Consider the following 22,495-nt stretch of genomic DNA (forward strand, 5'->3'; position numbering starts at 1 on the left):
GGTGCCGGACGCCCTGCCCGGGAACCGCGGGCCATTGCATCCGAACAGTGACAGGGCGGGCCGCCGGCCGGGCCGGGATGTGCGGGATGCCCGTTTCGCGGGGCGGGTGACGGCGGGCGGCGGCCGATGAAGGGCGCCGCCCGCCGTGCCTCGGGAAGCCGCGTCGGTTCAGAAGGCCGGGCGCTCCGGGTCCAGCGCGGCGACGCCCTCCGCCGGTGAGGAGGCCGCCGCGTAGTGGCGGCGCGGGATGCGCCCGGCCCGGTACGCCAGCCGGCCGCCCTCGACCGCGTGTCGCATCGCCTCCGCCATCAGGACGGGCTCCTGCGCACGGGTCACCGCCGACGCCAGCATCACCGCGGCGCAGCCCAGCTCCATGGCCAGGGCCGCGTCGGAGGCGGTGCCGGCGCCCGCGTCCAGGATCACCGGCACCCCGGCCCGCTCGGTGATCAACTGGAAGTTGTGCGGGTTGCGGATGCCGAGCCCGGAGCCGATGGGGGAGCCCAGCGGCATGATCGCGGCGCAGCCCACGTCCTCCAGCTTGCGGGCCAGCACCGGGTCGTCGCTGGTGTACGGCAGCACGGTGAAACCGTCGTCCACCAGGGTCTCCGCGGCGTCCAGCAGCTCGACCGGGTCGGGCAGCAGCGTGCGCTCGTCCGCGACCACCTCCAGCTTGACCCAGTCGGTGCCCAGCGCCTCCCGGGCCAGCCGGGCGGTCAGCACCGCCTCGCCCGCGGTGAAGCAGCCCGCGGTGTTCGGCAGCACCCGGATGCCGTGCCGTTCCAGGACGGACAGCACCGAGCCCTGCACGGTCGGGTCCAGCCGGCGCATGGCGACCGTCGTCAGCTCCGTCCCGGAGGCGAGCAGCGCCCGCTCCAGGACGTCGAGGCTGGGCGCCCCGCCCGTCCCCATGATCAGACGGGAGTCGAAGGCGGTGTCGGCGATGGTGAGGAGATCGTCGGCCATGACGTACGGATCAGCCTCCCTGGACTGCGGTGAGGACCTCGACGCGGTCGCCGTCGCCGAGCGCGGTGGCGGGCCACTGGCCGCGCGGCACCACGGCCTCGTTGACGGCGGCGGCCACGCCACCCGGTGCCGTGGTCAGACCGGCGACGAGCCGGTCCAGGGTGAGCCCGCCGGGGAACTCCCTGGGCTCGCCGTTCACGGAGACGGTGATGGGGGTGGTGACGGTCATACGGGCTGCTCCTGAGGGGCGGGGGCGGTCGCGGGAGCCTGGCGGGGATCGGATGACGGCGTGGGACGCGACGGCGGCGCGGGGGCCGGCGAGGCCGGGCGGCCGGACGCGCCCGGCGCGAAGCGGTCCGGGGTGAACGCCCGGGCCTCCTCCGGCAGCGGGCCGCCGGTCAGTGCCGCCGCCATCACGTCGCCCGTTACCGGCGTCAGCAGCACCCCGTTGCGGTGGTGGCCGGTCGCCACCAGCAGGCCGGGCAGCGCGGTCGGGCCGAGCAGCGGCGCGTTGTCGGGCGAGCCGGGGCGCAAGCCGGCGCGAGACTCGACCAGGGGCAGTTCGGTGATGCCGGGGACCAGTTCATGGGCGTCCCGCAGCAGTTCGTAGACCCCGCCCGCGGTGACCGTGGTGTCCCAGCCCAGCTCCTCGCTGGTGGCGCCGACGACCAGCTCGCCGTTCTCGCGGGGTACGAGGTAGAGCGGGCCGCCGCGCACCACGGCCCGTACCGTGCGGGACAGAAACGGTACGCCGCCGGGCAGGCCGTCCGGCATCCGCAGCCGCAGCACCTGGCCCTTGACCGGGCGGACCGGCGGCAGCACGTCCTCGGGGACGCCCGCCAGCAGCCCGCTCCGGCTGCCCGCCGCGAGCACCACCTGCCCGGCCGTGACCCGGCTGCCGTCGCCCAGACCGGCGCCGGTGGCGCGGCCCCGTACGACGGTCAGCCGCTCGGCGGCGGCGCGGTGGAAGACGACCCCGGCCCGCTCGCAGGCGGCGAGCAGCGCGGCGGCCAGCCGGCGCGGGTCGACCTGGTGGTCCCCGTCCACGCGCAGGCCCCCGCGCACGCCCGGCGCGAGCAACGGCTCCAGGCGCCGGCACTCGCGCCCCGTCAGCCATTCGGACTCCAGGCCGCTGCGGAGCTGGAGGGCGTGCAGTTCGCGCAGGTGGGCGCGGTCGTCGGCGTCCAGCGCGACGGCCAGGGTGCCGCACCGGCGGTAGCCGAGGTCCAGACCGCTCGCCTCCGTCAGCTCGGCGGCGAACTCCGGGTAGCGGCGCGCGGAGGCGAGGTTGAGGCCGAGCAGCGTCTGCTCGCCGTAGTGCAGCTCGGTGACGGCGGCCAGCATCCCGGCCGCGACCTGGGCGGCGCCGCCGCCGGGGGACGGGTCGGCGACAGCCGTCCGCAGCCCGAGCCGGGCCGCCCGCCAGGCGGTGACCAGGCCGATGATGCCGCCGCCGATGACGAGCACGTCGGGGCTCGCGCCGGAGGCGGCCGCCCCGGGGGGCGTCGGTTTCTGTACGGGTGGATGCATGGGCGTCCAGCCCCTCCCTTCGCCGGCATGACCCGGATCAGGTTCGTACGGTCGGAGGCCGCCTCAGCCTCCCTCTCAGCCCGGTCGCGTCCGGGCTCCCGCGTGTGCGTTCACCGGCAACCCTAGTACGGGCCGCCGACGCGCCGTAAGGGAGCGCCGGGTGCGGGGAGCGGGCGCCGGCGCCGGCGGGTCACGGGCCGTGACGTTGTGTCATAGATCTCGTTGCGCGGTGCTCCAGGTCGCGAGACACACCGTCTTACAGTGATCGGGTGAGCGAGCAGACCCAGCCCCAGGACCCTGACCGCGCGCGCCAGGACCGCGAAGCCGCCGAGCGCGCGGCCGAACGCAACCGGCGCGTCGTCGTCGTCGGCGCCGGACTGGCCGGTGTGCAGACCGCCGTCGCCCTGCGCGAACAGGGCTGGCGCGGAGCGGTCACGGTGCTCGGCGAAGAGCCGCACCAGCCGTACGACCGCCCGCCGCTGTCCAAGGCGGTGCTGCTCGGCAAGGCCGACGGGTCCGCCTTCGACGTGGACTTCGAGGCGCTCGGCATCGAGCTGCTGCTGGGCCGCCGCGCCATAGGGCTCGCGGCCGGCTCGCGGGTACTGGAGACGGACGCCGGGCCGCTCCCGTACGACCACCTGGTAATCGCCACCGGCGCCGAACCGGTCACCCTGCCCGGCTGCGACGGGCTGCCGGACGTCCATGTCCTGCGCACCCTCGACGACGCCGAGCGGCTGCGGCCCGTACTGGCCGGACAGCGCGAGGTCGTGGTCGTCGGCGCGGGCTGGATCGGCGCGGAGTTCACCACGGCGGCGCGCGAGGCGGGCTGCCGGGTGACGGTCGTCGAGGCCGCCGACCGGCCGCTGGCCGGCGCGCTGCCCGCCGAGGTCGCCGCGCCCATGGCGGCCTGGTACGAGGACAGCGGCGCCCGGCTGCGGACCGGCGCCCGGGTCGCCGCGGTCACCGAGGGCGCGGTGACGCTCGCCGACGGCACGGTGCTCACCGCCGACGCGGTCGTCGTCGGCATCGGCGCCCGCCCCGTGACCTCCTGGCTGGCCGGTTCCGGCGTCGAGCTGTCGCCCGAGGACCGCTCCGTCCTGACCGACGAACGGCTGCGCACCTCGCTGCCCGACGTGTACGCGGTCGGCGACTGCGCCTCCTTCCCGTCCGCCCGCTACGGCAGCCGCCTGCTGGTCCACCACTGGGACAACGCCCTGCACGGGCCGCGCACGGTCGCCGCCACCATCGTCCGGGGCGCCGCCGAGGGGCCGGTCTACGACCCGGTCCCGTACTTCTGGTCCGAGCAGTTCGGCCGCTTCGTGCAGTACGCCGGGCACCACGCGGGCGCCGACGAGACGGTGTGGCGCGGTGACCCGGAGAGCGCCGCCTGGTCGGTGGTCTGGCTGCGCGAGGGCGTGCTCGTCGCGCTGCTGGCGGTCGGCCGGCCCCGCGACCTGGCCCAGGGCCGCCGGCTCATCGAGCGGGGCGCGGTGCTGGACCGGCGCATGGCGGCGGACGCGTCCGTACCGCTGAAGTCGGCGGTGGTCTGAGGCGGGCGGGGGCGGCCCGAGGCGGAAACCCGGCGCGGTGAGGCCGGGTCGGTGACCCTGGCGAAGGGGGCCGGCGGTGCGTCCGGCGGGGTTTCCGGCGGCGCGTTCGGGTGCTGTGGGCTGCGCCGACGGGGATGCCCGGCTACCGGCTGTCAGTGCGAGGTGGCAGGCTTGTCCCGTGACCGAGATTGACGCAAAGATCGATGGACTCGTCCCCGCCTGGCTCACCCTCCCCGACATCGCCGAGCTGATCGGCGTCGAGGTGACGCGTGTGCGGCAGTTGGTCAAGGAGGGCCAGCTCATCGCGGTGCGCCGTGGCGAGAACCGTGCCCTGCATGTGCCGGCCGACTTCATCAAGGACGGCAAGGTCGTCAAGGGCCTCGTCGGGACGCTGACGCTCCTGCGGGACGACGGCTTCGCCGACGAGGAGATGCTGGAGTGGCTCTTCACCGCCGACGAGACGCTGCCCGGCACCCCCGCCCAGGCCCTGCGTGAGAATCGCGGTACGGAGGTGAAGCGCCGGGCCCAGGCGCTCGCCGTCTAGGCCCGCTCCCTGCTGCGGGGCGCACCCGTGCGTCGAGTGCGTCCCGCAGCCGTACCACCGTCGCGACCGCACCCGTGGCCGCGACCGTCTTCGCACCACTGGCGTACGGGCCGGAAGGCCCGGCCCGTACGCCGCAGACCTGGGGGGACCCGCCCGATGAGCACCGCACGCCACGCCCTGTCCGACGCCCGGCTCTACCTGTGCACGGACGCCCGCAAGCGCCAGGGCGACCTCGCGCCGTTCCTGGACGCGGTGCTCGCGTCGGGCGTGGACATCGTGCAGTTGCGCGACAAGGGCATGGAGGCCGCCGAGGAGCTGGCCCACCTGGAGATCTTCGCGGACGCCTGCCGCCGGCACGGCAAGCTGCTCGCGGTCAACGACCGCGCCGACGTCGCCCACGCCATCGGCTCGGACGTCCTGCACCTGGGCCAGGGCGACCTGCCGGTGCCCGCCGCCCGCGCCGTCCTCGGCGACGACGTGCTGATCGGCCGGTCCACCCACGCCGAGGCGGAGGTGGACGCCGCGCTGGCCGAGCCCGGCGTGGACTACTTCTGCACCGGACCCTGCTGGCCCACCCCGACCAAGCCCGGCCGCCACGCCCCCGGCCTCGGCCTGGTCCGCTACGCCGCCGCGCGGCGGCCCGAGCGCCCCTGGTTCGCCATCGGGGGGATCGACGCGTCCAACCTGGACCAGGTGCTGGACGCGGGCGCCCGCCGGGTGGTCGTCGTCCGGGCGATCACCGAGGCCGAGGACCCGGGGGCCGCGGCCGCCGGCCTGGCGAAGCGGATACGCGCCCGCGGGGAGTGACCGCCGCGCCGCAGGCCGCCGGAGCGCTTCCGCCGCTGGTCGCCGGTCCGCTCCGCCGCAGGCCGCCGACGGCTCCGCCGCGGGACTCGCTGGACGGGAGATGGCCGGGCGACGGCCGGACGGTGTCCACGGTGTGGACCGGAACGCGGCTATCCGGGCATTTCGCCGGAGCCGGTTGGTGCGCGGGAAACCGGTGGATAATCTGCACGTATGGCCCTAGGCACAGCTTCCACCAGGACTGATCGCGCACGGACCGTGCGTGACCTGCTCGCTTCCGGCAAGCAGTCGTATTCGTTCGAGTTCGCCGCCCCGAAGACGGAGAAGGGCGAGCGGACGTTGTGGAACGCCATTCGCCGGATCGAGGCGGTCGCGCCGACCTTCGTCTCCGTGACGTACGGGGCGGGCGGCACCTCCCGCGAGGGCACGGTGCGGGCGACCGAACGGATCGCCACCGACACCACCCTCACCCCGGTCGCCCATCTGACCGCCGTCAACCACTCCCTCGCCGACCTGCGCAACATCATCGGGCAGTACGCCGACGCCGGTATCCGCAACATGCTCGCGCTGCGCGGCGACCCGCCCGGCGACCCGATGGGCGACTGGATCCAGCACCCCGAAGGCGTCCTGTACGCCGCCGAACTGGTCCGTCTCATCAAGGAGTCGGGCGACTTCTGCGTCGGCGTCGCGGCCTTCCCGGAGATGCACCCGCGCTCGACGGACTGGGACACCGACGTACGGCACTTCGTGGACAAGTGCCGGGCCGGCGCGGACTTCGCGATCACCCAGATGTTCTTCTACGCCGAGGACTACCTCCGGCTGCGCGACCGGGTCGCCGCGGCGGGTTGCGGGACGCCCATCATCCCGGAGATCATGCCGGTCACCAACGTCCGCCAGATCGAGCGGTTCGCACAGCTCAGCAATGCCGCCTTCCCGCCCGAGCTGGCCGAGCGCATCCTCGCGGTCAAGGACGATCCGGCGGCTGTACGCTCCATTGGCATCGAGTATGCGACGGAGCTGTGTGCGCGCTTGATGGCCGAGGGAAGTCCCGGGTTGCACTTCATTACCCTGAACCACTCCACGGCGACGCTGGAAATCTACGAGAATCTGGGTCTGCACCAGCAGTCCTGACGGGCGGTTTGCCGCACCACGGCGGCCTGTGGGGCGGCGGAAGAGGGGCGTACATGGGCTGGGTGGTCCTCTACATCGCATTCGGCTGTGTCGCCCTCTGGCTCCTCAGTGAAGTGCTGCTCCAGTACAAGGCCAGACTGCGGTGGCGGCTGCTGGCCTTCACCGGCTTCCTCGGTGTGGTCGTCGGGGTCGTCATCCCGTCGGTGATCGTGATAGCGGCCGGCGCCATCGCCTTCGCCGTCGGACAGACCTACGTCACGCTGTCCTTCCGGAGCGGTTTCCAGTCCGGCTGGGCGCTGCGCGGCAAGCGCGGGGACGGCGGCAAGCGCGGCGACAGCGGGAAGCGCGGCGACAACCGGCGGCGCCGGGCCAAGGGCGGCGGCCGGGCCGCGGCTGCCGGACCGACCCTCCAGGTCAGCGGCCTGGAGGCGGTGCCCGCGACGGAGGAAGCGGACGCCGGGGCAGTGGTCGGCGGTACGCCGCCGACCGGTACGGCCGCGTTCGACGGTGCGGCGGCGTTCGACGGCACGGACCCCTTCGCCGGCGTCGAGAGCACCCCGAACGGCTACGGAGGCGGCGACTCCACCGAGGTGTACGCGCCGCAGCCGATCCCCGAGGAGACCGGCCAGTACGGCATATACAGCCCGGACGCCCGCTCGGAGCAGCCCGGCTATGCCGCGTACGACGGCTACGGGGGATACGGGCAGGACACCTACGGCTACGACGGCGGGTACGTCGCCGCCGCCCAGGCCGGGCAGGACGCCTACCCCGACCACTACAGCGCTTACGGCGCGGACCCGGGCCACGGCCAGGGGCAGAGCCACGGTCAGGGACAGGGCCACGGCCAGGACGGGCTCCACGGCCAGGAGCAAGGCGGGCAGGCGCCCTACGCCGCCCCCTACACCGACCCGTACGCCGGCGGGCAGCAGTACGCCGCGCAGTACGACCCGTACGACCAGCCCGACGCCTTCGGTGGCACCCAGGCGTACCCGGCGCAGCAGTACACCGGTGTGCAGGACCCGTCGCAGGCCCAGCCCTCGTACGGGGACACCCCGCCCGGCGGAGTGTGGGTCCCCCAGCAGCGTGGCACCGAGCCCACCGCCGACCAGCCGCACCCGCCCTACCAGCCCCCGCAGAACCAGGGCTACGACGGGCAGCAGTACCGCTACTGAGCGGCCCGCGGGCGCCGCCCGCCCACCCGCGGGCCCGGCCGGTCCACCAGCGGCCTCGGTCGGCCCACCTGCGGGCTCGGTCGGCCCACCTGCGGGCTCGGCCGGTCCACCCGCGGGCGCCGTCGGCTCACTCGGAGCCGCGCCAGTCGTCCCCGTTCACGATCAGGCCCGCGACGAGCGCGCCCGACATCCCGGCGTGCGCCAGTCCGCCGCCCGGATGCGTCCAGCCGCCGACGGCGTACAGCCCCGGTATTCGCGTGCGGTTGCCGGGGCGCAGGAAGCGGCCCCCGGCCCCGGCCAGCGCCGGGCCCAGTATCGCCGCGCCCTCGGCGGGCGGCAGCACGGCCCGCCACAGCACCCGCTCCCGCAGCCCCGGTATCGCCGCCTCGGCAGCCGCCACCAGCCGGTCGGCGGCCGCAGCCTGCGCGGCCGTCTCCTCGGTGGGCCCGGAGCCCTCGCCGGTCGGCACCGCCGGCTCTCCGTACGGCGCGATCGCGGCGCTCAGCGTCACGGCCTCGTGTCCGTCGTCCGGCCGGGACGTCGGATCGTCCGGGCGCAGCACGGTCACCGTCGGACGCTCGCACAGCGCCCCGGGGGCCGGCCCGAAGAGCGTGCCCAACTCCGCCGCCCGGTCGGTCGCGTGGACCACCGTGCGGTGCGCCGCGTCCGCCGGGCGGGGCCCGCGCAGCGCGAGGGCGACCGTGAACCGTCCCGGCGTCCGGCGGTGTGCGTCGGCGTCGGGCCGTACGTCGTCCGCGCCCCACGGCTCCGCGCCCTTCAGCAGGGCCGTCAGCCGCTGCGGAGTCACGCCCGCGACGACCGTGTCCGCCTCGGCACTCCCGCCGTCGCGCAACTCCACGCCCGCCGCCCGGCCGTCCGCCTCGATGACGCGCGTCACCTCGGCGCCGAAGGTGAACTCCACCTTCCGCGCCAGGCAGCGCTCGTACAGCGCGTCGGCCAGCGCCCGGATGCCGCCGCGCGGATACCAACTTCCGAAAGTCTGCTCCATGTACGGCAGGATCGCGGCGCTCGCCGGGACGCTGCGCGGGTCGAAGCCGTACGCCAGGGCGTAGCTCTCCAGGAGGGCGGCCAGCCGCGGGTCCTTCAGCTCGTGGGCGGCGACGTCGGCGAGGGAGGCGTCCGGCACCGGCTTACGGCGCCCGAACAGCCCGCGCTTCGGCAGCGCCGGATACGGATTCCGCCCGAGCACCTGCCAGTCGGGCCACAGCGGCTCCTCCAGCAGCGGGCGGCGGGTACGGTCCCAGGCGTCGCGGGCACGGCCCAGGAACGCGCTCCAGCGCTCTCCGGCGCCCGCGCCCAGCGCGCCGTCCAGCGCCGCGAGGACACCGGCCCGGGAGGCGTTCGGCAGGGAGACGGCCGTGCCGTCGGCGAAGACGTGCCGGGCGGCCGGGTCGACCTGGGACAGCTCGACGACGCTCTCCAGCGGCTCGCGGCCGGTCTTGACGAACAGGTCGCGGTAGACGGCGGGCAGATGCAGCAGCCCGGGCCCGGTGTCGAAGCCGAAGCCCGCGCGCTCGAACCGGCGCACCGCGCCGCCGTACGTCGCCTCACGTTCGTACACCGCCACCCGGTGGCCCGCGACGGCCAGCCGGGCGGCGGCCGCCATCGCGCCCATCCCGGCGCCGATCACCGCAATCCGTGCCATGCCTGCGACTTTATCCGGCACCACTGACAACGCCGCTCCCGCCCGGCACCGACGGCCGCACCCGGGCCCGTACCGCGCCGGCCGGGCAGTCCGGTCCGGCGGCCTCCCCGGCTCAGCCCACCGGCGCCGAACCCTCCCGCTCTGCCGCCAGGTGCCGCTCCTCCCGCCGCTGCCGCCTGCGCCGCAGGAAGCGCCGTACCCGCGACCACAGGAACGCCACCAGCACGATCCCGCCGACCAGCAGCACCCCCGCGACGATCGCCGCGGCCACCGGATGGAACACCGCGAAGACCACGATGCCCGCGACCCCGAGGTCCTCCAGGGTGCTCAGCACGAAGTTGCTGGCCGGTTCCGGCGAGGTGTTGACCGCCATCCGCGTCCCCGCCTTGACCAGATGGCTGACCAGCGCGCTGGTGCCGCCCACCGCGCCCGCCGCCAGCTCGGGCAGCGACCCGTCGTGGCCCGCCAGCAGCGCCGCCACGACCCCGCCGGACACCGGCCGGACGACCGTGTGCACGGCGTCCCAGACCGAGTCCACGTACGGGATCTTGTCCGCGACCGCCTCGATCAGGAAGAGCACCCCCGCCACGATCAGCACATCGGTGCGCTGCAACGCGGCGGGCACCTCGTCGGCGGCCCCGGTGGCGCCGAGCACGCCGAGGAGCAGGACGACGGCGTAGGCGTTGATTCCGCTGGCCCAGCCGCTGGTGAAGACAAGGGGGAGTACCGACACGCAGGAGATCGTAACCAGCCGCTGCGCGCCGGTGCTCAGGTTTGAGTATCCGTACTCAGTCGCCGAGATGAGTAGGTACGCGGATGGGCCGCGACCTGCGCGGACGGAAGAGTGTGCAGCACGGAAGGGACGCCGGGCCGGCACCGCCGGCACGGGGCGGCGGAATCGGCACGGCAGCCCGGACGTGACGGGGGAGTACGGGGGAAGATAGGGGGCTCCACGGGGGAAAGTACGGGGGTACGGGGCCCCACGGGGGAAGCGCTGTCCTGGACGGATCGCCGGGGGAACGATCCGGTCCGGGGCAGCGCGCCTGGTACGGAACAGCGGCGGCGGCCGGCTCACGAGGCCGGCCGCCGCCGCTGTGTGCGCCCCGGGGCGCGGGCAGGCGCGCGCGCCTACGGGTGCCCGCTCACCCGCCCCTGAAGGAGCCGGGACAGCGAGGCGTGCACGTCGTCGATCGACCGGTGCGGCTGGTAGGACTGCCAGTCCAGCGCCGCCACCAGCACCATCCCGAACAGCGCGGACGCCGTCAGCGGGATGTCGATGTCCTCGCTCAGCTCGCCGCCCGCCACCGCCTCCCGGAGCACGCCCTCCACGACCGTGATGGCCCGCTCCCGCACCACCATCAGCGTCGACTGCCAGGCCCGGTTCGTGCGCCACAGCTCGGCGACGTAGAGCTGGGTCAGCGCCGGGTAGCGGGCGATGAAGTCCAGCCCGGCCCGGATCATCGCGTCCAGCGCGTCCACCCGGGTGCCGCCCCGGGCCGCCGACGCGTCGGCCGCCTCCTGGAGGGAAGTGGCCAGCAGCTCGATGCCGTGCCGCAGCAGCTCCTCGAAGAGTTCGTTCTTGCTCGCGAAGTTGTAGTACACGGTGCCCTTCGCGACACCCGCGCGCTCGGCGATCTCGTCCACCGTCGTCGACGAGAAGCCCTGTTCGGCGATGAGCGTGACGGCGGCCTCGAAGAGCTTGCGCCGGGTGGTCTGGCGGCGCGTGCTGGAGCTGTCCATGGGGGTGATTGTGCCGCTCCCGGCGGCCCGCGCGCTCACAGGCTCAGCTCCGGGTGGAGGTCCTTCATCCGGAGGACCTGCTTCCCGCGCGCCGCCCAGGCGGTCAGCGCGAGCGCGGCGGCGGTGAAGGCGAGCAGGACGGCACTGCCCTGCCACACGGGCGCGAGGTCGCCGCCCGTGATGAGCCGCCGCAGCCCCTCGACGATGTAACTCATCGGCAGGTACGGGTGGATGGCGTTGAAGAATCCGGGACTGGTCTGCACCGGGTACGTGCCGCCCGCCGACGTCAACTGGAGCATCAGCAGCGCCAGCACCAGGATGCGCCCGGCCGGTCCGAAGCGGGCGTTCAGCCACTGCACGATCGCCGCGAAGCAGGCCGTGGCCAGCAGAAGGAACCCGATCGTGCCGGCCGGCCGCTCCATCTCAAGGCCGAGCCCGTAGTGCAGGACGGACATCAGCGCGGCCGTCTGGAGCACCCCGAGGGCGAACACCGGCAGCCATCCGGAGACCGCGATCCGCCAGGCGCCCGCGCCCATGACGAGCGCGCGCCGGTTGAGCGGCGGGATCAGCATGTACGCGACCATCGCGCCGACCCAGAGGGAGAGCGGGATGAAGTACGGGGCGAAGCCGGTGCCGTAGTTGGGCGCGCGGTGCGCCGCCTGGGAGGCGAGCTGTACCGGGTCGGACATCACGCGCGTACGGGCGTCCCGGTCCTGCTTGCCGTAGTCGGGGATTTGCCGCACTCCGTCATGCAGCCCGCCTGCCAGCTTCTCCGAACCGTCGGAAAGCTTGAACATGCCGCCGTACAGGGTCTGTGCGCCGTCCTTCAGCTTGCCGACACCCTGGTCGAGGTCGCCCGCGCCGGACGCGGCGCGACCCGCGCCGTCGTGCAGCTTCCGCGCCCCGTCGGCCGCCTGCCCCGCGCCGTCCGCCAGCTTCCCGGTCCCGGCGGCCAGCTTGCCGGCGCCCGCGGAGACCTGGTGGGCACCCGCGTTGAGCTGGTTGATCTTCGCGACCGCGGCGTCCATGTCGGCGCCGAGGGTCGGGCCGCGCCGCGCCAGTTCGCCCGCCAGCCGGTGCAGCGAGTCGAGGTCGCGGCCCAGTTGGTCGAGGTTCTTCTGGTCGTGGACGTAGCCGCTGATCTCCTCGGCCTTGGCCGCGGCGGCCGCCGCCTGGTCCTTGAGCTGCTTCAGCTCGGCGCAGGAGGGGTCGGGCCGCGCCCCCTCGCCGCACCGCTGCCGGTAGAACGCGGCGAGGTGGTCGGACATCCCCCGGGAGAGCCGGGCGCCCGCGTCGGCCGCGCGCGGCAGCTTGTCCAGGTTGTCGCGTACGGCCTGCGCACCGTCGGCGACCACCTTGGCGATCCGCCCGATCTCCTTGCCGTGCGCCCGTATGAAGGGCCCCACCTCGCCCACCACGCCGTTGACCTTGTCGGCCAGTTGCTGGGTGCCCTGTGCGACCTGGCCGGAACCGGAGGCCAGCCGGTCCGCCCCCTGGGACGCGGCGGACGCGCCCTTGGACAGGGCCGCGGTGCCGGTGGCGAGCTCGCCGGCGCCCGCGTCGAGATCCTTCAGGCCGGCGGCCAGCGTGCCGCTGCCGTCCTTCGCGGTACCCAGCCCGTCCTTGAGCTTGCCGGTGCCGTCCTGGGCCTGCCCGATGCCGTCCTTGAGCTTCCCGGCGCCGTCCGCGGCCTCCTGCGTCTTGTCGTGCAGCGTCGAGAAGGAGACGAAGATGTTGTCGTAGAAGCCGCGCGAGGACTTCGCCGAGGCCGCCGAGCGCACCTCGGAGAAGACCGTGCGGGAGATCTGGCCGACGATGTAGTTGTTCGCGTCGTTCGTACGGACCCGGAGGGCGCCGGTCTCCGGATGGTCGCCCGCACTGGACGCGATCCGCTTGCTGAAGTCCTCGGGAACGGTCAGCGACAGGTAGTACGTGCCGTCCTCGACGCCCTGGTCGGCCTCCTTGGCGCTCACCTCGTGCCAGTCGAAGGTGTGACTGTCGCGCAGGCCGTCCACGATGCTGTCGCCGGCCGTGATCTTCTTGCCCTTGGCCTCGGCGCCCGCGTCCTCGTTGACGAGTGCGACCGGGATCTTGTCCAGGCGCCCGTACGGGTCCCAGAAGGAGAACAGGTACAGCGCGCCGTACAGGAGCGGCAGCAGGAGCAGGGCGATCAGCGCCGCCATCGGCAGCTTGCCCCTCCCGAACCGCTTCAGCTCAAGCGCGGCCAGCCTCGGCGAGCGCATCCGCCGCCCCCTTCTCGTCGTCGCGGGTGCCCGTGCCGTCGGTGCCGGGGGCGGCTGCGGAGTCCCGTCCGCCGCCGCGCGGGGCGGTGCGCACCACGACCGCGCCGTCCGGTGCCTGGCTGCACACCGCGAGCACGGTCGTGCCGGACTCCGCGAGGGAGCGCAGTGTCGCCCAGACGTCCGCGCGTTCGGCGTCGGAGAGCTTCATGTCGGTGTCGTCGACGGCCAGCAGGCGGGGCCGGCCGATCAGCGCCAGGGCCATCGACAGGCGCAGTGCCTCCGGCCGTTCCAGGTCGCGTACGGACGTCCGGTCGCCCTTGGGCAGGGTGGCCAGGTCCAGGCCGGCCGCTTCCAGGGCCGCGTCGATCCGGGCGCGGGCTGCTGCTGTACGCTCCCGGCGCGGGCGCAGCAGCGCGCTGAGGGGACCCCTCGCGGTGGCTGTGGCGGAGTCGCCGAACCGGCGCTGCAGCAGGACGCGTTCGCGCAGATGCTCGGCCACGGTCAGCGCGGGTTCGAGATCGGTGACACCGGGTACGTGCGCAAGAGCGGTGACCGCTCGTACCGCTGCCTTCTTCTTCGGCAGCGGCAGGCCCGCGACCTCGGCCGTACCGGCGGTGGTCGCCATCCGGCCGGTGAGCGCGAGCAGCAGGCAGGTGCGTCCGGAGCCGGACGGGCCCTCCACGGCGATCAGCGAACCCGGCCGCGCCGCGAGGCCGACGTCCCGGAAGGCCCAGCCGCGCGGGCCCTGGAGGCCGTAGCCCGTGGCGGTGACGGCCGCCCCGTGCGAGGTGCTGTGCACGTTCCCCTCCCTTGCACTGACCAGTCAGTGCAAAAAAGTATGCGCAGTCTTGTCATGTCACCGCAAGGGGGTCGGCGGGGTCCGCCCGCTTTCCGCCGCACGGAAGGATCTCTTCGCATTACCCCGGCTTTCCGGGGAAAGAGCAGGTCAGAGCCGATTGTCAGTGGTGTGCCGCACGATGGCCCCATAACGGTCCTGAACCGTCATGCGACGACAGGAGGTTCGTCATGGCAGCCAGTTCGGCCGCGGGCAGCTCCGCGGCGTACGGCCCTCCGGGCGATGTCCACCCCGTCCTGCGCCGGGCGGCAGCGCCGCCCGCCGCCCTCGACCTGCTCGCCCAGGCCCAGCGCGGCATCGACGAAGCCCGCGACCTGGAAACCCCCAACGAGCGCTACGCCACCGCCCACCTCGCCGCGCTGCGCACGGCCGCCGCCGTCCTCGCCGTTCGCGGCCGCCCCGAGACCAGCCTCCGCCGCCGGCAGCGCATCCGCAGCGCCTGGGAGGTACTGCCCGAGGTCGCTCCCGAACTCGCCGAATGGAGCGCCCTGTTCGCCTCCGGAGCCCAGCGCCGCGCCCGCGCCGAGGCCGGCATAGCCGGCGCGGCCGGCCCGCGCGACGCCGACGACCTGATCCGCGACGTGGCGATGTTCCTGCGCCTGGTGGAACGGATGCTGCTCCTCCAGCCGGTGCTGCCCTCGCAGCGGGCGGGGTGAGCGGGCGGGGACGGCCCGGCAGCGGGGCTGCCGGGCCGTCCCCGCAGGTCCCATTAGGGTGGGACCCATCAGTTCATGCCCCCGCCGAGGAGCCACCCGCCGTGTCTGACCCGCTGCGCCCGCGCGCATCCCTTCGTACCGCCGTGGTCTGGGAGGTTCTCAAAGACGCCCTGGAGCACCGGGCCGAAGCCGCCGGGCGGGACGCCCTCGACGTCCTGGACACCGGCGGCGGCACGGGCAACTTCGCCGTGCCGGTCGCGCGCCTCGGACACCGCGTCACGGTCGTGGACCCCAGCCCCAACGCCCTGTTCGCCCTGGAGCGGCGGGCCGCCGAGGCGGGCGTCGCCGACCGGGTGCGCGCGGTGCAGGGCGACGCCCACGGGCTGTTCGACGTGGTCGAGCCCGGCGGCTACGACGCCGTGCTCTGCCACGGCGTGCTGGAGTACGTCGACGACCCGGCCGAGGGCGTGCGCAACGCCGTCGGCGCGCTGCGCCCGGCCGGCACCCTGAGCCTGCTCGCGGCCGGACTCGGCGGCGCCGTCCTCGCCCGCGCCCTGGCGGGCCACTTCACCGAGGCCAGGAACGCCCTGTCGGACCCGGCGGGCCGCTGGGGCGACGGCGACCCGGTGCCCCGGCGCTTCACGGCCGAGCAGCTCACCGGGCTGGTCTCGGACACCGGCCTGCGGGTCGGCGCGGTGCACGGCGTACGGGTCTTCGCCGACCTGGTGCCCGGCGTGCTCGTGGACACCGAGCCCGGCGCCATGGACGCCCTGCTCAAACTGGAGGCAGCCGCCGCCGAGCAGCCCGCCTTCCACTCGGTCGCCACCCAACTGCACGTCCTCGCCGAGCGCGGCTGACACCGGCGGTCCGCCTTCCCGCACGTGCAGTCGGCCACAGGCCACCCGATCAGCCGCTTCGCCCCGTATGATCGGGGTACAGCGTCCGGCATGACGGATCGGAGGGTGGGGAATGCAGCCTGCAAGCACCACCGACCGCCGTGGCGGCCCGGACAGTGAATTGGCGTAGAGGGGCGGGTTTCACGGGGGCGTTTCCCTGCCTATCCTGAAAGGGTCGCACCCGGTCGCCCCCGCGACCGACGAGTAGGAGGACTCCGTGCCGCTCTCGGAGCACGAGCAGCGAATGCTCGAGCAAATGGAGCGAGCGCTGTACGCCGAAGATCCCAAGTTCGCGACAGCGCTTGAGGGAAGCGGGCTGCGTACGTACACCCGGCGACGGGTCTACCAAGCGGTCGCGGGCTTCCTGGTAGGTATCGCGCTCCTCATGGCCGGAATGGTCGCTCAGCAGATCTGGGTCAGCGTGGTGGGCTTCCTCGTCATGCTGGGCTGCGCGGTGCTCGCGGTCACCGGATGGCGCAAGGCCCCCAAGCCGGGCGAGCAGCAGACCACGGCAGGCGGCCGCGCGAGCCCCGGCGGCACCGCCGCCCGCCGCCAGGCCAGGCAACGCCGATCGATGATGGACCGGATCGAAAGCCGCTGGCAACGCCGCCGCGACGAACAGGGCCACTGAAACACCCCGCGGACTTCCTCCTCGTCCGCGACCCCGCCTCACGATGCGGCCGCCCGATACCGGGCGGCCGCTTTTTCGCGCGCAGCGCCCCCGCGCCGGGCCGAGCGGACTCCGCCCCTCCGGCAGCCCGCGCCCCCGCAGCCGGGCCCGGCCCCGGCCCTCCAGACTCCGTCCTCCGGCCCGGCCCCTCCTGCCGTACAGCGACGGACGGCCGGTGGGGGCAGGCGTCCTCCCACCCACCCCGCGACAGCCGAAGACGTACGGGAGGGTGCGGGACCGGAGGACGAAGTCTGTAGGGCCCGGGCCCGCGCCGCTGGCGGCCTGCCCGCAGTGCGACAAAGTTTCGGCGCCCGACGGCGGGTCGGTCTCTGTGGCCGACTGGCAGGCAGTACCGGGTGGCGCTCGCTGTGCCTGGCTACGGGATCGGGCTTCCAGACTTCGTCCTCCAGCCCGCTCCCTTCCGTCGTACGGCGATCGACGGCCGGTGGGGGCAGGCGTCCACCCACCCCGTACGTGTCAGCCGAACGCGTACGGGAGGGTGCGGGACCGGAGGACGAAGTCTGGAGGGCCCGGGCCCGCACCACCGTCGAGCTGCCCGCAGTGCGACGGAGTTGCGGTGCCCAACGGCGAGTCGGCCTCCCCAGCCGTCTTCGCTCTTTGCGATCGTGAGAGCGAAGACGGCCGCATGTCCGTCACCCAGGGGCCGGGGCTACGGCCTGCTCCTTGAGAACCTCACCGCACCCGCCGCGCGGCGCACCGCCGTGACCGGTGGGCTCGTCGTGCAGCGGGTGAGGAAGTCCGACCAGCGGGCCGAGAGGGTCCACAGGGCGCGGGCGGCGGAGCGGGGTGCCAGGAGGGCGCGCAGGCGCAGGCGGCGGGAGGCGCTGTCCCGCAGGCCGGTGCGGACGCGCTGCACCTCGTCGGCGAGGCCGGCCGCCGGACGCGGGTCCGGTGCGTAGAGGACCTGTTCCACCGAGGCCGCGACGCGGTGGGCCGCTTCCGCCGCCGTGCCGTCCAGCTCACCTATGCGTACGATGCGCTCCGCCGCCTTGCGCGGGGTCAGGGACTCGTCCGGCAGGATGCCGTAGTCCCAGCCGGAGTCGACCAGTTCCCGCCAGGCCGCGAGCGTACGGGCGGTGCCGTACGGCCCGGGACGTGGGCTGTTCTGCGGTTCAGGCGGCCCGTCGTGATCCCAGGTGACGCCGTCGACCGCGTCCGGACGGGCCGTGAGCGCCGTGGCCGGGCCGTCCCCGCCTGCGCGGCGCCCACCCAGACCGGCCCCGCCCGCACGGGCACCGCGCAGGCGCCGGGAGCGGGCCCGTAGCCGCCACAGCAGCGGCAGTACCGGCAGCAGGAGCAGGACCACCGCGCCGACGCAGACGGCCGTGACCTCCCAGGGCGAGGGACCGTCGTCCGCCGGGCCGCTCGCCGACTGCGCGGGCGGCGTCCAGCAGGGGCCCACGCGACGTTCGGCGGGAGCGCAGCTCTGCGAGGGCGACGGCCCCACGGGTGCCGCCGCCGAACGCGACGGCTGCGGCGCCGGGACGTTCGACCCGCCGGTGGACGGGGTGTCGGCGAGGGTGTAGTCGGGCGGCGTGCCACGGCTCGGCGTCGGCTCGAAGCGGGTCCACCCCGTCCCCTCGAAGTACAGCTCGGGCCAGGCGTGCGCGTCCTTGAGGCCCACCGAGGTCGAGCCGTCGCTCTGCCGGGTGCCGGGGGTGAAGCCGACCGCGACCCGGGCCGGTATGCCCAGCGTGCGTGCCATCGCCGCCATCGAGAAGGCGAAGTGCACGCAGAAACCCTCCTTCTGCTCCAGGAACCGGGCGATGGCCTCCGTGCCGCTGCCGGCCCGCACCTCCGTGTTGTAGGTGAAGCCGCCGTTGAGCGAGAACCAGTCCTGGAGGCGGACCGCCTTGTCGTACGCCGACCCGGCGTCCCGCGTCACCTGCCGCGCGGTCTCGCGCACCACCGGGGGCAGCGAGTCCGGCACCTTCGTGTACTCCCGCGTCAGTTCGGCGGGCGGCGCGGGCGCGGTGTCCAGTTGCCGGGCGGTGGGCCGCACCAGCAGGCTCTCGACCTGGTACTGCACACCGCGGGTGTTCTGCCCGCGGTCGCCGACCAGCGTGCGGCCCTCCGGTTCGAAGCGCCAGCGTCCGGCGATGTCCACATGGGAGGCGGGGTAGGGCAGCGGCAGCCAGTTCTGCGCGTACCAAGGAGCGGCGGAGACGGAGGTGTTGACGGTGGTGACATCCACCTTCGGGCTCAGCCCCGCGGGGCCGGGCAGCCGGTCGGGCACGTCCTTGACGGCACGCTCGGACGGCTTCCACGCCGTACCGTCGAACTGGTCGAGCGCGACGATCCGCAGATACAGGTCACGGGTGTCCGACGCGGTGGTGCGGTAGTTGAGGACCTGCCGGTCCTCCGGCTGGTTCAGGCTGTTCTGCAGGGAGACCAGCGGGTTCACCGCGGAGATCGTGCCGCCGCCGCCCGTGCCGCGGCCGGCCACGGCCGGGCCCAGCAGCCCGCCGCCGAGGGACGGCAGCACCGCGGGCACCACCAGGGCGACGCCCAGCACCAGCGCGCCGATCCGGCGGCCCGTACGGACCGGGGCGTACGCCGGACCGCTCGCGGTGGAGGCGTAGCTCTGCCCCTTGGCGACCGGGGGCCGCCCGCCGGGGACCCGGCCGCCGAACACCCGGCCCCACTGCGAGAGCCGGTCTCGCCCCTCGGCCAGGAGCAGCAGCAGATAGCCGGCTCCCGCGATCAGGAACCACAGCCAGCCCGCGCCGCCTTGGGAGAGACCCGCCGCCACCGAATACAGCGCGAGCAGCGGCAGCCCGGCGGGCGCCGCGCTGCGGTATGTCACGGCCAGCGTGTCCACCACGAGGCCGACCAGCAGCACCCCGCCGACCAGCAGCAGGCGGATGCCGGCCGTGACCGGCGCCGGTATGGCGTAGCGGCTGACGTCGGCGACGCCCTCCTGCGTCAGTTCGCCGAGCTCCCGGAACGCGTCGGGCCCAGGCAGCACCCCGCCGATCGCCTGGTCGTGCACGAAGAGCACGGTGAGCAGCAGCAGTGCCACCACGGCCTGCGCCGCCACGGTCAGCGGCCGGGCCAGCGGCACCCGGCGGGCCAGTCCGCCCGCGCCGGACACGATCACCAGCAGGACGGCCGCCTGCATCATCCAGCCGACCGGTTCCACCAGCGGCAGCAGCGCACTGGACGCGGACAGCGTCGCCACCGCCGCGCACACCGTCAGCCGCGCCCGCCCGCTCATGTCGTCACTCCGCTTCCCGGTGCCGCGACCGGCCCGGCAGGTCCGGGCCCGGGTCCGGTGGAAGGGGCGTCCGCCGAGGCGGGCCCGCCACCGCCCGAGGGACCTTGGCGTACGCCCGCCACCTGGTCCGCCTGCCGCCACAGTGCCGGCAGCGCATCGCCCGGCGCGACCGGCAGCGCCTTCCAGCCCGCCTCACGGAGCATCCGCAGGCGCTCGGCAAGCGGGCGCCCGGTGCCGGTCCGCGGCCCGGCCGCGCCCCGCGACCAGGCGTCGCCGTCCAGGACGAACGCGACCGCCGCCCCGCTGCGCTGCCGCATCCGCCCGGCGACCGCGGCCTGTTCCTCGTCCAGGTCGCCGAAGAAGGCGACCAGCAGCCCTTCGTTGCCGCCGCGCAGCACGTCGTACGCCCGGGCCAGGCCCGGTTCGGCGGAGTGCTCCACCACGGCGAGGGTGTCCAGCAGCAGCCCCACGGTGTCGGCGGACTCGGTGCCACCCGCCCAGCCGCCGCCCCCGTCCGGGCCTGGTACGGACGTGCCCGTATCGGTCAGGAAGCGCACCGAGAAGCCGCGCTCCAGCAGGTGGACCGCCGTCGACGCGGCGCCCGACACCGCCCACTCGAACGCGGAGTCCGGTCCGGACCCTTGGTGGGCCGTGCGCCGCGTGTCCAGGAGGACCGTGCAGCGCGCCTTCTGCGGCTGTTCCTCCCGGCGGACCATCAGCTCGCCGTAGCGCGCGGTGGAACGCCAGTGGACGCGGCGCAGGTCGTCGCCGTGGCGATAGCCGCGGGGGATCACGTCGTCCTCGCCGGCCAGCGCGAGCGCCCGCTGCCGCCCGTCGCCGTACCCGGACGCCTCACCGGTCAGCCGCACCGGCGGCAGCGGCTCGACGCGCGGCACCACCGTCAGGGTGTCCTCGTCGCTGAAGGAACGGGTCAGCTCGCACATGCCGAACGGGTCGGACAGCCGGAGCTGGAGCGGTCCCAGCGGATACCGCCCCCGCAGGTCGGAGCGGACCCGGTAGGACACCTCGCGGCGGCCGCCGGCCTCCACCCGGTCCAGGACGAACCGGGGCCGCGGCCCGAGCACGTACGGCACCCGGTCCTGGAGCATCAGCACACCGGTGGGCAGCCGCGAGACGTTCTCCACCCGCAGCAGCACCCGCGACTCGGCGGCGGCCGGCACCCGGGCGGGGGAGAGGGTCCGGCTTCCCGCGACCCGGTAGCGGGTGCGGTGCAGCACGAACGCGCACACCAGGGGCAGCGCGGCCAGCAGCAGTCCGACCCGGAGCAGGTCCGTCTGCCCGAGGGCGTACGCGCACACGGCGGCGGCCACACCCGCCGCCAGGAAGGACCGGCCGCGCGTCGTCAGCCCCGCGAGAGCGGCCCGCAGCCCGCCGGGCTCCGGAGCTTCCTCGGTCCCCCCGCCCGTCATCAGTACCCCCGGGCGCCGGGCGGCTGCTGCGCGTGCGGCCGGGGCCACTGCTGCGCCGAGGGGTCGGGGACCGGTGTACGGCGCAGGATCTCGACGACGACCTGCTCGGCCGTACGGCGGTTCAACTGGGCCTGGGCGGTCGGCAGCAGCCGGTGGGCCAGCACCGCCACCGCGAGCGCCTGCACGTCGTCGGGGAGGGCGTACTCCCGGCCGGCCAGCGCCGCCGACGCCTTCGCCGCGCGCAGCAGGTGCAGCGTCGCCCGGGGCGAGGCACCCAGCCGCAGCTCGGGGTGGCTGCGGGTGGCGGCCACCAGGTCCACCGCGTATCTGCGGACCGGCGCGGCGACATGGACCGCGCGCACCGCGTCGATCAGCTTCAGTATCTCGTCGGCGTGCGCGACCGGCTGGAGCTCCTCCAGGGGCGAGGCGGCGCCGTGCACGTCCAGCATCTGCAGCTCGGCCTCCGGGCTCGGGTACCCGATCGAGACCCGCGCCATGAAACGGTCCCGCTGCGCCTCCGGAAGGGGGTAGGTGCCCTCCATCTCGACCGGGTTCTGGGTGGCGACGACCATGAAGGGCGCGGGCAGCTCGTAGGTCTGCCCGTCCATCGTGACCTGGCGCTCCTCCATCGACTCCAGCAGCGCGGACTGGGTCTTGGGCGAGGCGCGGTTGATCTCGTCACCGATCACGATCTGGGCGAAGACCGCGCCGGGCTTGAACTCGAAGTCCCGCCGCTGCTGGTCGTAGACGCTCACGCCGGTGATGTCCGACGGCAGCAGGTCGGGGGTGAACTGGATGCGCCGCACCGAGCAGTCGATGGACCGGGCCAGCGCCTTGGCGAGCATCGTCTTGCCCACGCCCGGCACGTCCTCGATGAGCAGATGGCCCTCCGCGAGCAGCACGGTCAGCGAGAGCCGCACGACCTCGGGCTTGCCCTCGATCACGGCCTCCACCGACTTGCGGACCCGCTCCGCCGTGGTGGTCAGATCACCCCGCGCGCCCGGCTCCGGCCGCGCGGGGTGACCTCCAAGGCTCGCCTGCTCGTCATAGGTCGTCACCCGGCCCTCCTCGGCCCTTGCCCCGCGCTCCGGGGAGCACGGGATACCCCATTGCGGGCACACGTCCTCCGTACGGACCGGCCCTCCCCGCCCTGCGCCGCCCCGGCCGCACGGCCGCGACGACGTCACTCACGCATTCTCGCCGCCCGTACCGCTTCGCGTCATGGCCTGTGGATAACTCACCCGACGGGCCGTGCGGCCACGGTCCCGGCCGCGCGACCACGGCTCCGGCCACGCCACCACGATCCCGGCCGCGCACGGCCCCGGACACGGACACGGCATCACGGCCCCGGGCCCGCCGCTGTGGCCCCTGACCCGCCGCTGCGGTCCCGGACACGCCACCGCGGC

Annotated in this window: 19 protein-coding genes and 1 riboswitch; of the genes, 8 read left to right on the forward strand and 11 right to left on the reverse strand. The window is 74.6% G+C overall.

Annotated features, from left to right (window positions below):
- Positions 1–168 precede the first annotated feature (168 nt).
- The 3 genes from EJG53_RS30370 to thiO all read right to left on the reverse strand — a co-directional run bounded on the left by EJG53_RS30370 (position 169) and on the right by thiO (position 2,493).
- The gene (locus EJG53_RS30370; RefSeq protein WP_125047554.1) at positions 169–963 is read right to left on the reverse strand and encodes a thiazole synthase; all 795 of its coding nucleotides are present in this window, start codon (positions 961–963) and stop codon (positions 169–171) included.
- Positions 964–973: 10 nt separating this feature from the next.
- The gene (gene thiS, locus EJG53_RS30375) at positions 974–1,192 is read right to left on the reverse strand and encodes a sulfur carrier protein ThiS (protein ID WP_030020888.1); all 219 of its coding nucleotides are present in this window, start codon (positions 1,190–1,192) and stop codon (positions 974–976) included.
- Entirely contained in the window at positions 1,189–2,493 is a 1,305-nt protein-coding gene (gene thiO / locus EJG53_RS30380) for a glycine oxidase ThiO (protein WP_174856480.1), read from the reverse strand. The genes thiS and thiO overlap by 4 nt, the downstream gene beginning before the upstream one ends.
- Positions 2,491–2,606, reverse strand: a riboswitch (TPP riboswitch). (Overlaps the previous gene by 3 nt.)
- A gap of 156 nt (positions 2,607–2,762) precedes the next feature.
- Here thiO and EJG53_RS30385 point away from each other — a divergent pair.
- The 5 genes from EJG53_RS30385 (at position 2,763) to EJG53_RS30405 (ending at position 7,694) form a co-directional block, all read left to right on the forward strand.
- On the forward strand, positions 2,763–4,043 hold the full coding sequence (locus EJG53_RS30385) for an NAD(P)/FAD-dependent oxidoreductase (protein WP_125047555.1): 1,281 nt from the start codon (positions 2,763–2,765) through the stop codon (positions 4,041–4,043).
- 178 nt (positions 4,044–4,221) lie between these two features.
- Positions 4,222–4,587 (forward strand): Rv2175c family DNA-binding protein, encoded by a 366-nt coding sequence (locus EJG53_RS30390; RefSeq protein ID WP_030679750.1) that lies wholly within the window; start codon positions 4,222–4,224, stop codon positions 4,585–4,587.
- A gap of 156 nt (positions 4,588–4,743) precedes the next feature.
- Complete coding sequence (gene thiE, locus EJG53_RS30395) at positions 4,744–5,394, forward strand: thiamine phosphate synthase (protein WP_125047556.1); 651 nt, start codon at positions 4,744–4,746, stop codon at positions 5,392–5,394.
- 210 nt (positions 5,395–5,604) lie between these two features.
- Positions 5,605–6,522, forward strand: coding sequence for a methylenetetrahydrofolate reductase [NAD(P)H] (gene metF, locus EJG53_RS30400; RefSeq protein ID WP_031004008.1), 918 nt, complete (start codon positions 5,605–5,607; stop codon positions 6,520–6,522).
- A 53-nt stretch (positions 6,523–6,575) separates the two neighbouring features.
- Positions 6,576–7,694, forward strand: coding sequence for a hypothetical protein (locus EJG53_RS30405; protein WP_125047557.1), 1,119 nt, complete (start codon positions 6,576–6,578; stop codon positions 7,692–7,694).
- 127 nt (positions 7,695–7,821) lie between these two features.
- On the opposite strand, the gene EJG53_RS30410 is transcribed toward EJG53_RS30405, so the two are convergent.
- The 5 genes from EJG53_RS30410 to EJG53_RS30430 all read right to left on the reverse strand — a co-directional run bounded on the left by EJG53_RS30410 (position 7,822) and on the right by EJG53_RS30430 (position 14,142).
- On the reverse strand, positions 7,822–9,360 hold the full coding sequence (locus tag EJG53_RS30410; RefSeq protein ID WP_125047558.1) for a phytoene desaturase family protein: 1,539 nt from the start codon (positions 9,358–9,360) through the stop codon (positions 7,822–7,824).
- Between the two features lie 112 nt (positions 9,361–9,472).
- Complete coding sequence (locus EJG53_RS30415; protein ID WP_125047559.1) at positions 9,473–10,093, reverse strand: DUF4126 domain-containing protein; 621 nt, start codon at positions 10,091–10,093, stop codon at positions 9,473–9,475.
- A 395-nt stretch (positions 10,094–10,488) separates the two neighbouring features.
- On the reverse strand, positions 10,489–11,100 hold the full coding sequence (locus tag EJG53_RS30420; RefSeq protein WP_125047560.1) for a TetR/AcrR family transcriptional regulator: 612 nt from the start codon (positions 11,098–11,100) through the stop codon (positions 10,489–10,491).
- 35 nt (positions 11,101–11,135) lie between these two features.
- Positions 11,136–13,343, reverse strand: coding sequence for a YhgE/Pip domain-containing protein (locus EJG53_RS30425; protein WP_125047561.1), 2,208 nt, complete (start codon positions 13,341–13,343; stop codon positions 11,136–11,138).
- Positions 13,315–14,142: an ATP-binding cassette domain-containing protein gene (locus tag EJG53_RS30430; protein ID WP_125047562.1), complete on the reverse strand. Its 828-nt coding sequence runs from the start codon at positions 14,140–14,142 to the stop codon at positions 13,315–13,317. Before EJG53_RS30430 ends, EJG53_RS30425 begins: the two co-directional genes overlap by 29 nt.
- Before the next feature lie 227 nt (positions 14,143–14,369).
- On the opposite strand from EJG53_RS30430, the gene EJG53_RS30435 reads away from it, so the two are divergent.
- The 3 genes from EJG53_RS30435 (at position 14,370) to EJG53_RS30445 (ending at position 16,382) form a co-directional block, all read left to right on the forward strand.
- Positions 14,370–14,855, forward strand: a complete 486-nt coding sequence (locus tag EJG53_RS30435; protein WP_125047563.1) for an SAV_6107 family HEPN domain-containing protein — start codon at positions 14,370–14,372, stop codon at positions 14,853–14,855.
- A 101-nt stretch (positions 14,856–14,956) separates the two neighbouring features.
- On the forward strand, positions 14,957–15,712 hold the full coding sequence (locus EJG53_RS30440; RefSeq protein WP_125047564.1) for a methyltransferase: 756 nt from the start codon (positions 14,957–14,959) through the stop codon (positions 15,710–15,712).
- Positions 15,713–15,968: 256 nt separating this feature from the next.
- On the forward strand, positions 15,969–16,382 hold the full coding sequence (locus tag EJG53_RS30445) for a DUF3040 domain-containing protein (protein WP_031003996.1): 414 nt from the start codon (positions 15,969–15,971) through the stop codon (positions 16,380–16,382).
- Positions 16,383–17,091: 709 nt separating this feature from the next.
- On the opposite strand, the gene EJG53_RS30450 is transcribed toward EJG53_RS30445, so the two are convergent.
- The 3 genes from EJG53_RS30450 to EJG53_RS30460 are packed head-to-tail and all read right to left on the reverse strand — an operon-like array spanning position 17,092 to position 22,147.
- Positions 17,092–19,659, reverse strand: a complete 2,568-nt coding sequence (locus EJG53_RS30450) for a transglutaminase TgpA family protein (protein WP_125047565.1) — start codon at positions 19,657–19,659, stop codon at positions 17,092–17,094.
- Positions 19,656–21,089, reverse strand: a complete 1,434-nt coding sequence (locus tag EJG53_RS30455; protein ID WP_125047566.1) for a DUF58 domain-containing protein — start codon at positions 21,087–21,089, stop codon at positions 19,656–19,658. Before EJG53_RS30455 ends, EJG53_RS30450 begins: the two co-directional genes overlap by 4 nt.
- A complete protein-coding gene (locus EJG53_RS30460; protein ID WP_244955407.1) occupies positions 21,089–22,147 on the reverse strand; it encodes an AAA family ATPase in 1,059 nt (352 codons plus the stop codon). The genes EJG53_RS30455 and EJG53_RS30460 overlap by 1 nt, the downstream gene beginning before the upstream one ends.
- Between the last annotated feature and the right edge of the window lie 348 nt (positions 22,148–22,495).

The organism is Streptomyces chrestomyceticus JCM 4735 (assembly GCF_003865135.1).
Taxonomy (GTDB): domain Bacteria; phylum Actinomycetota; class Actinomycetes; order Streptomycetales; family Streptomycetaceae; genus Streptomyces; species Streptomyces chrestomyceticus.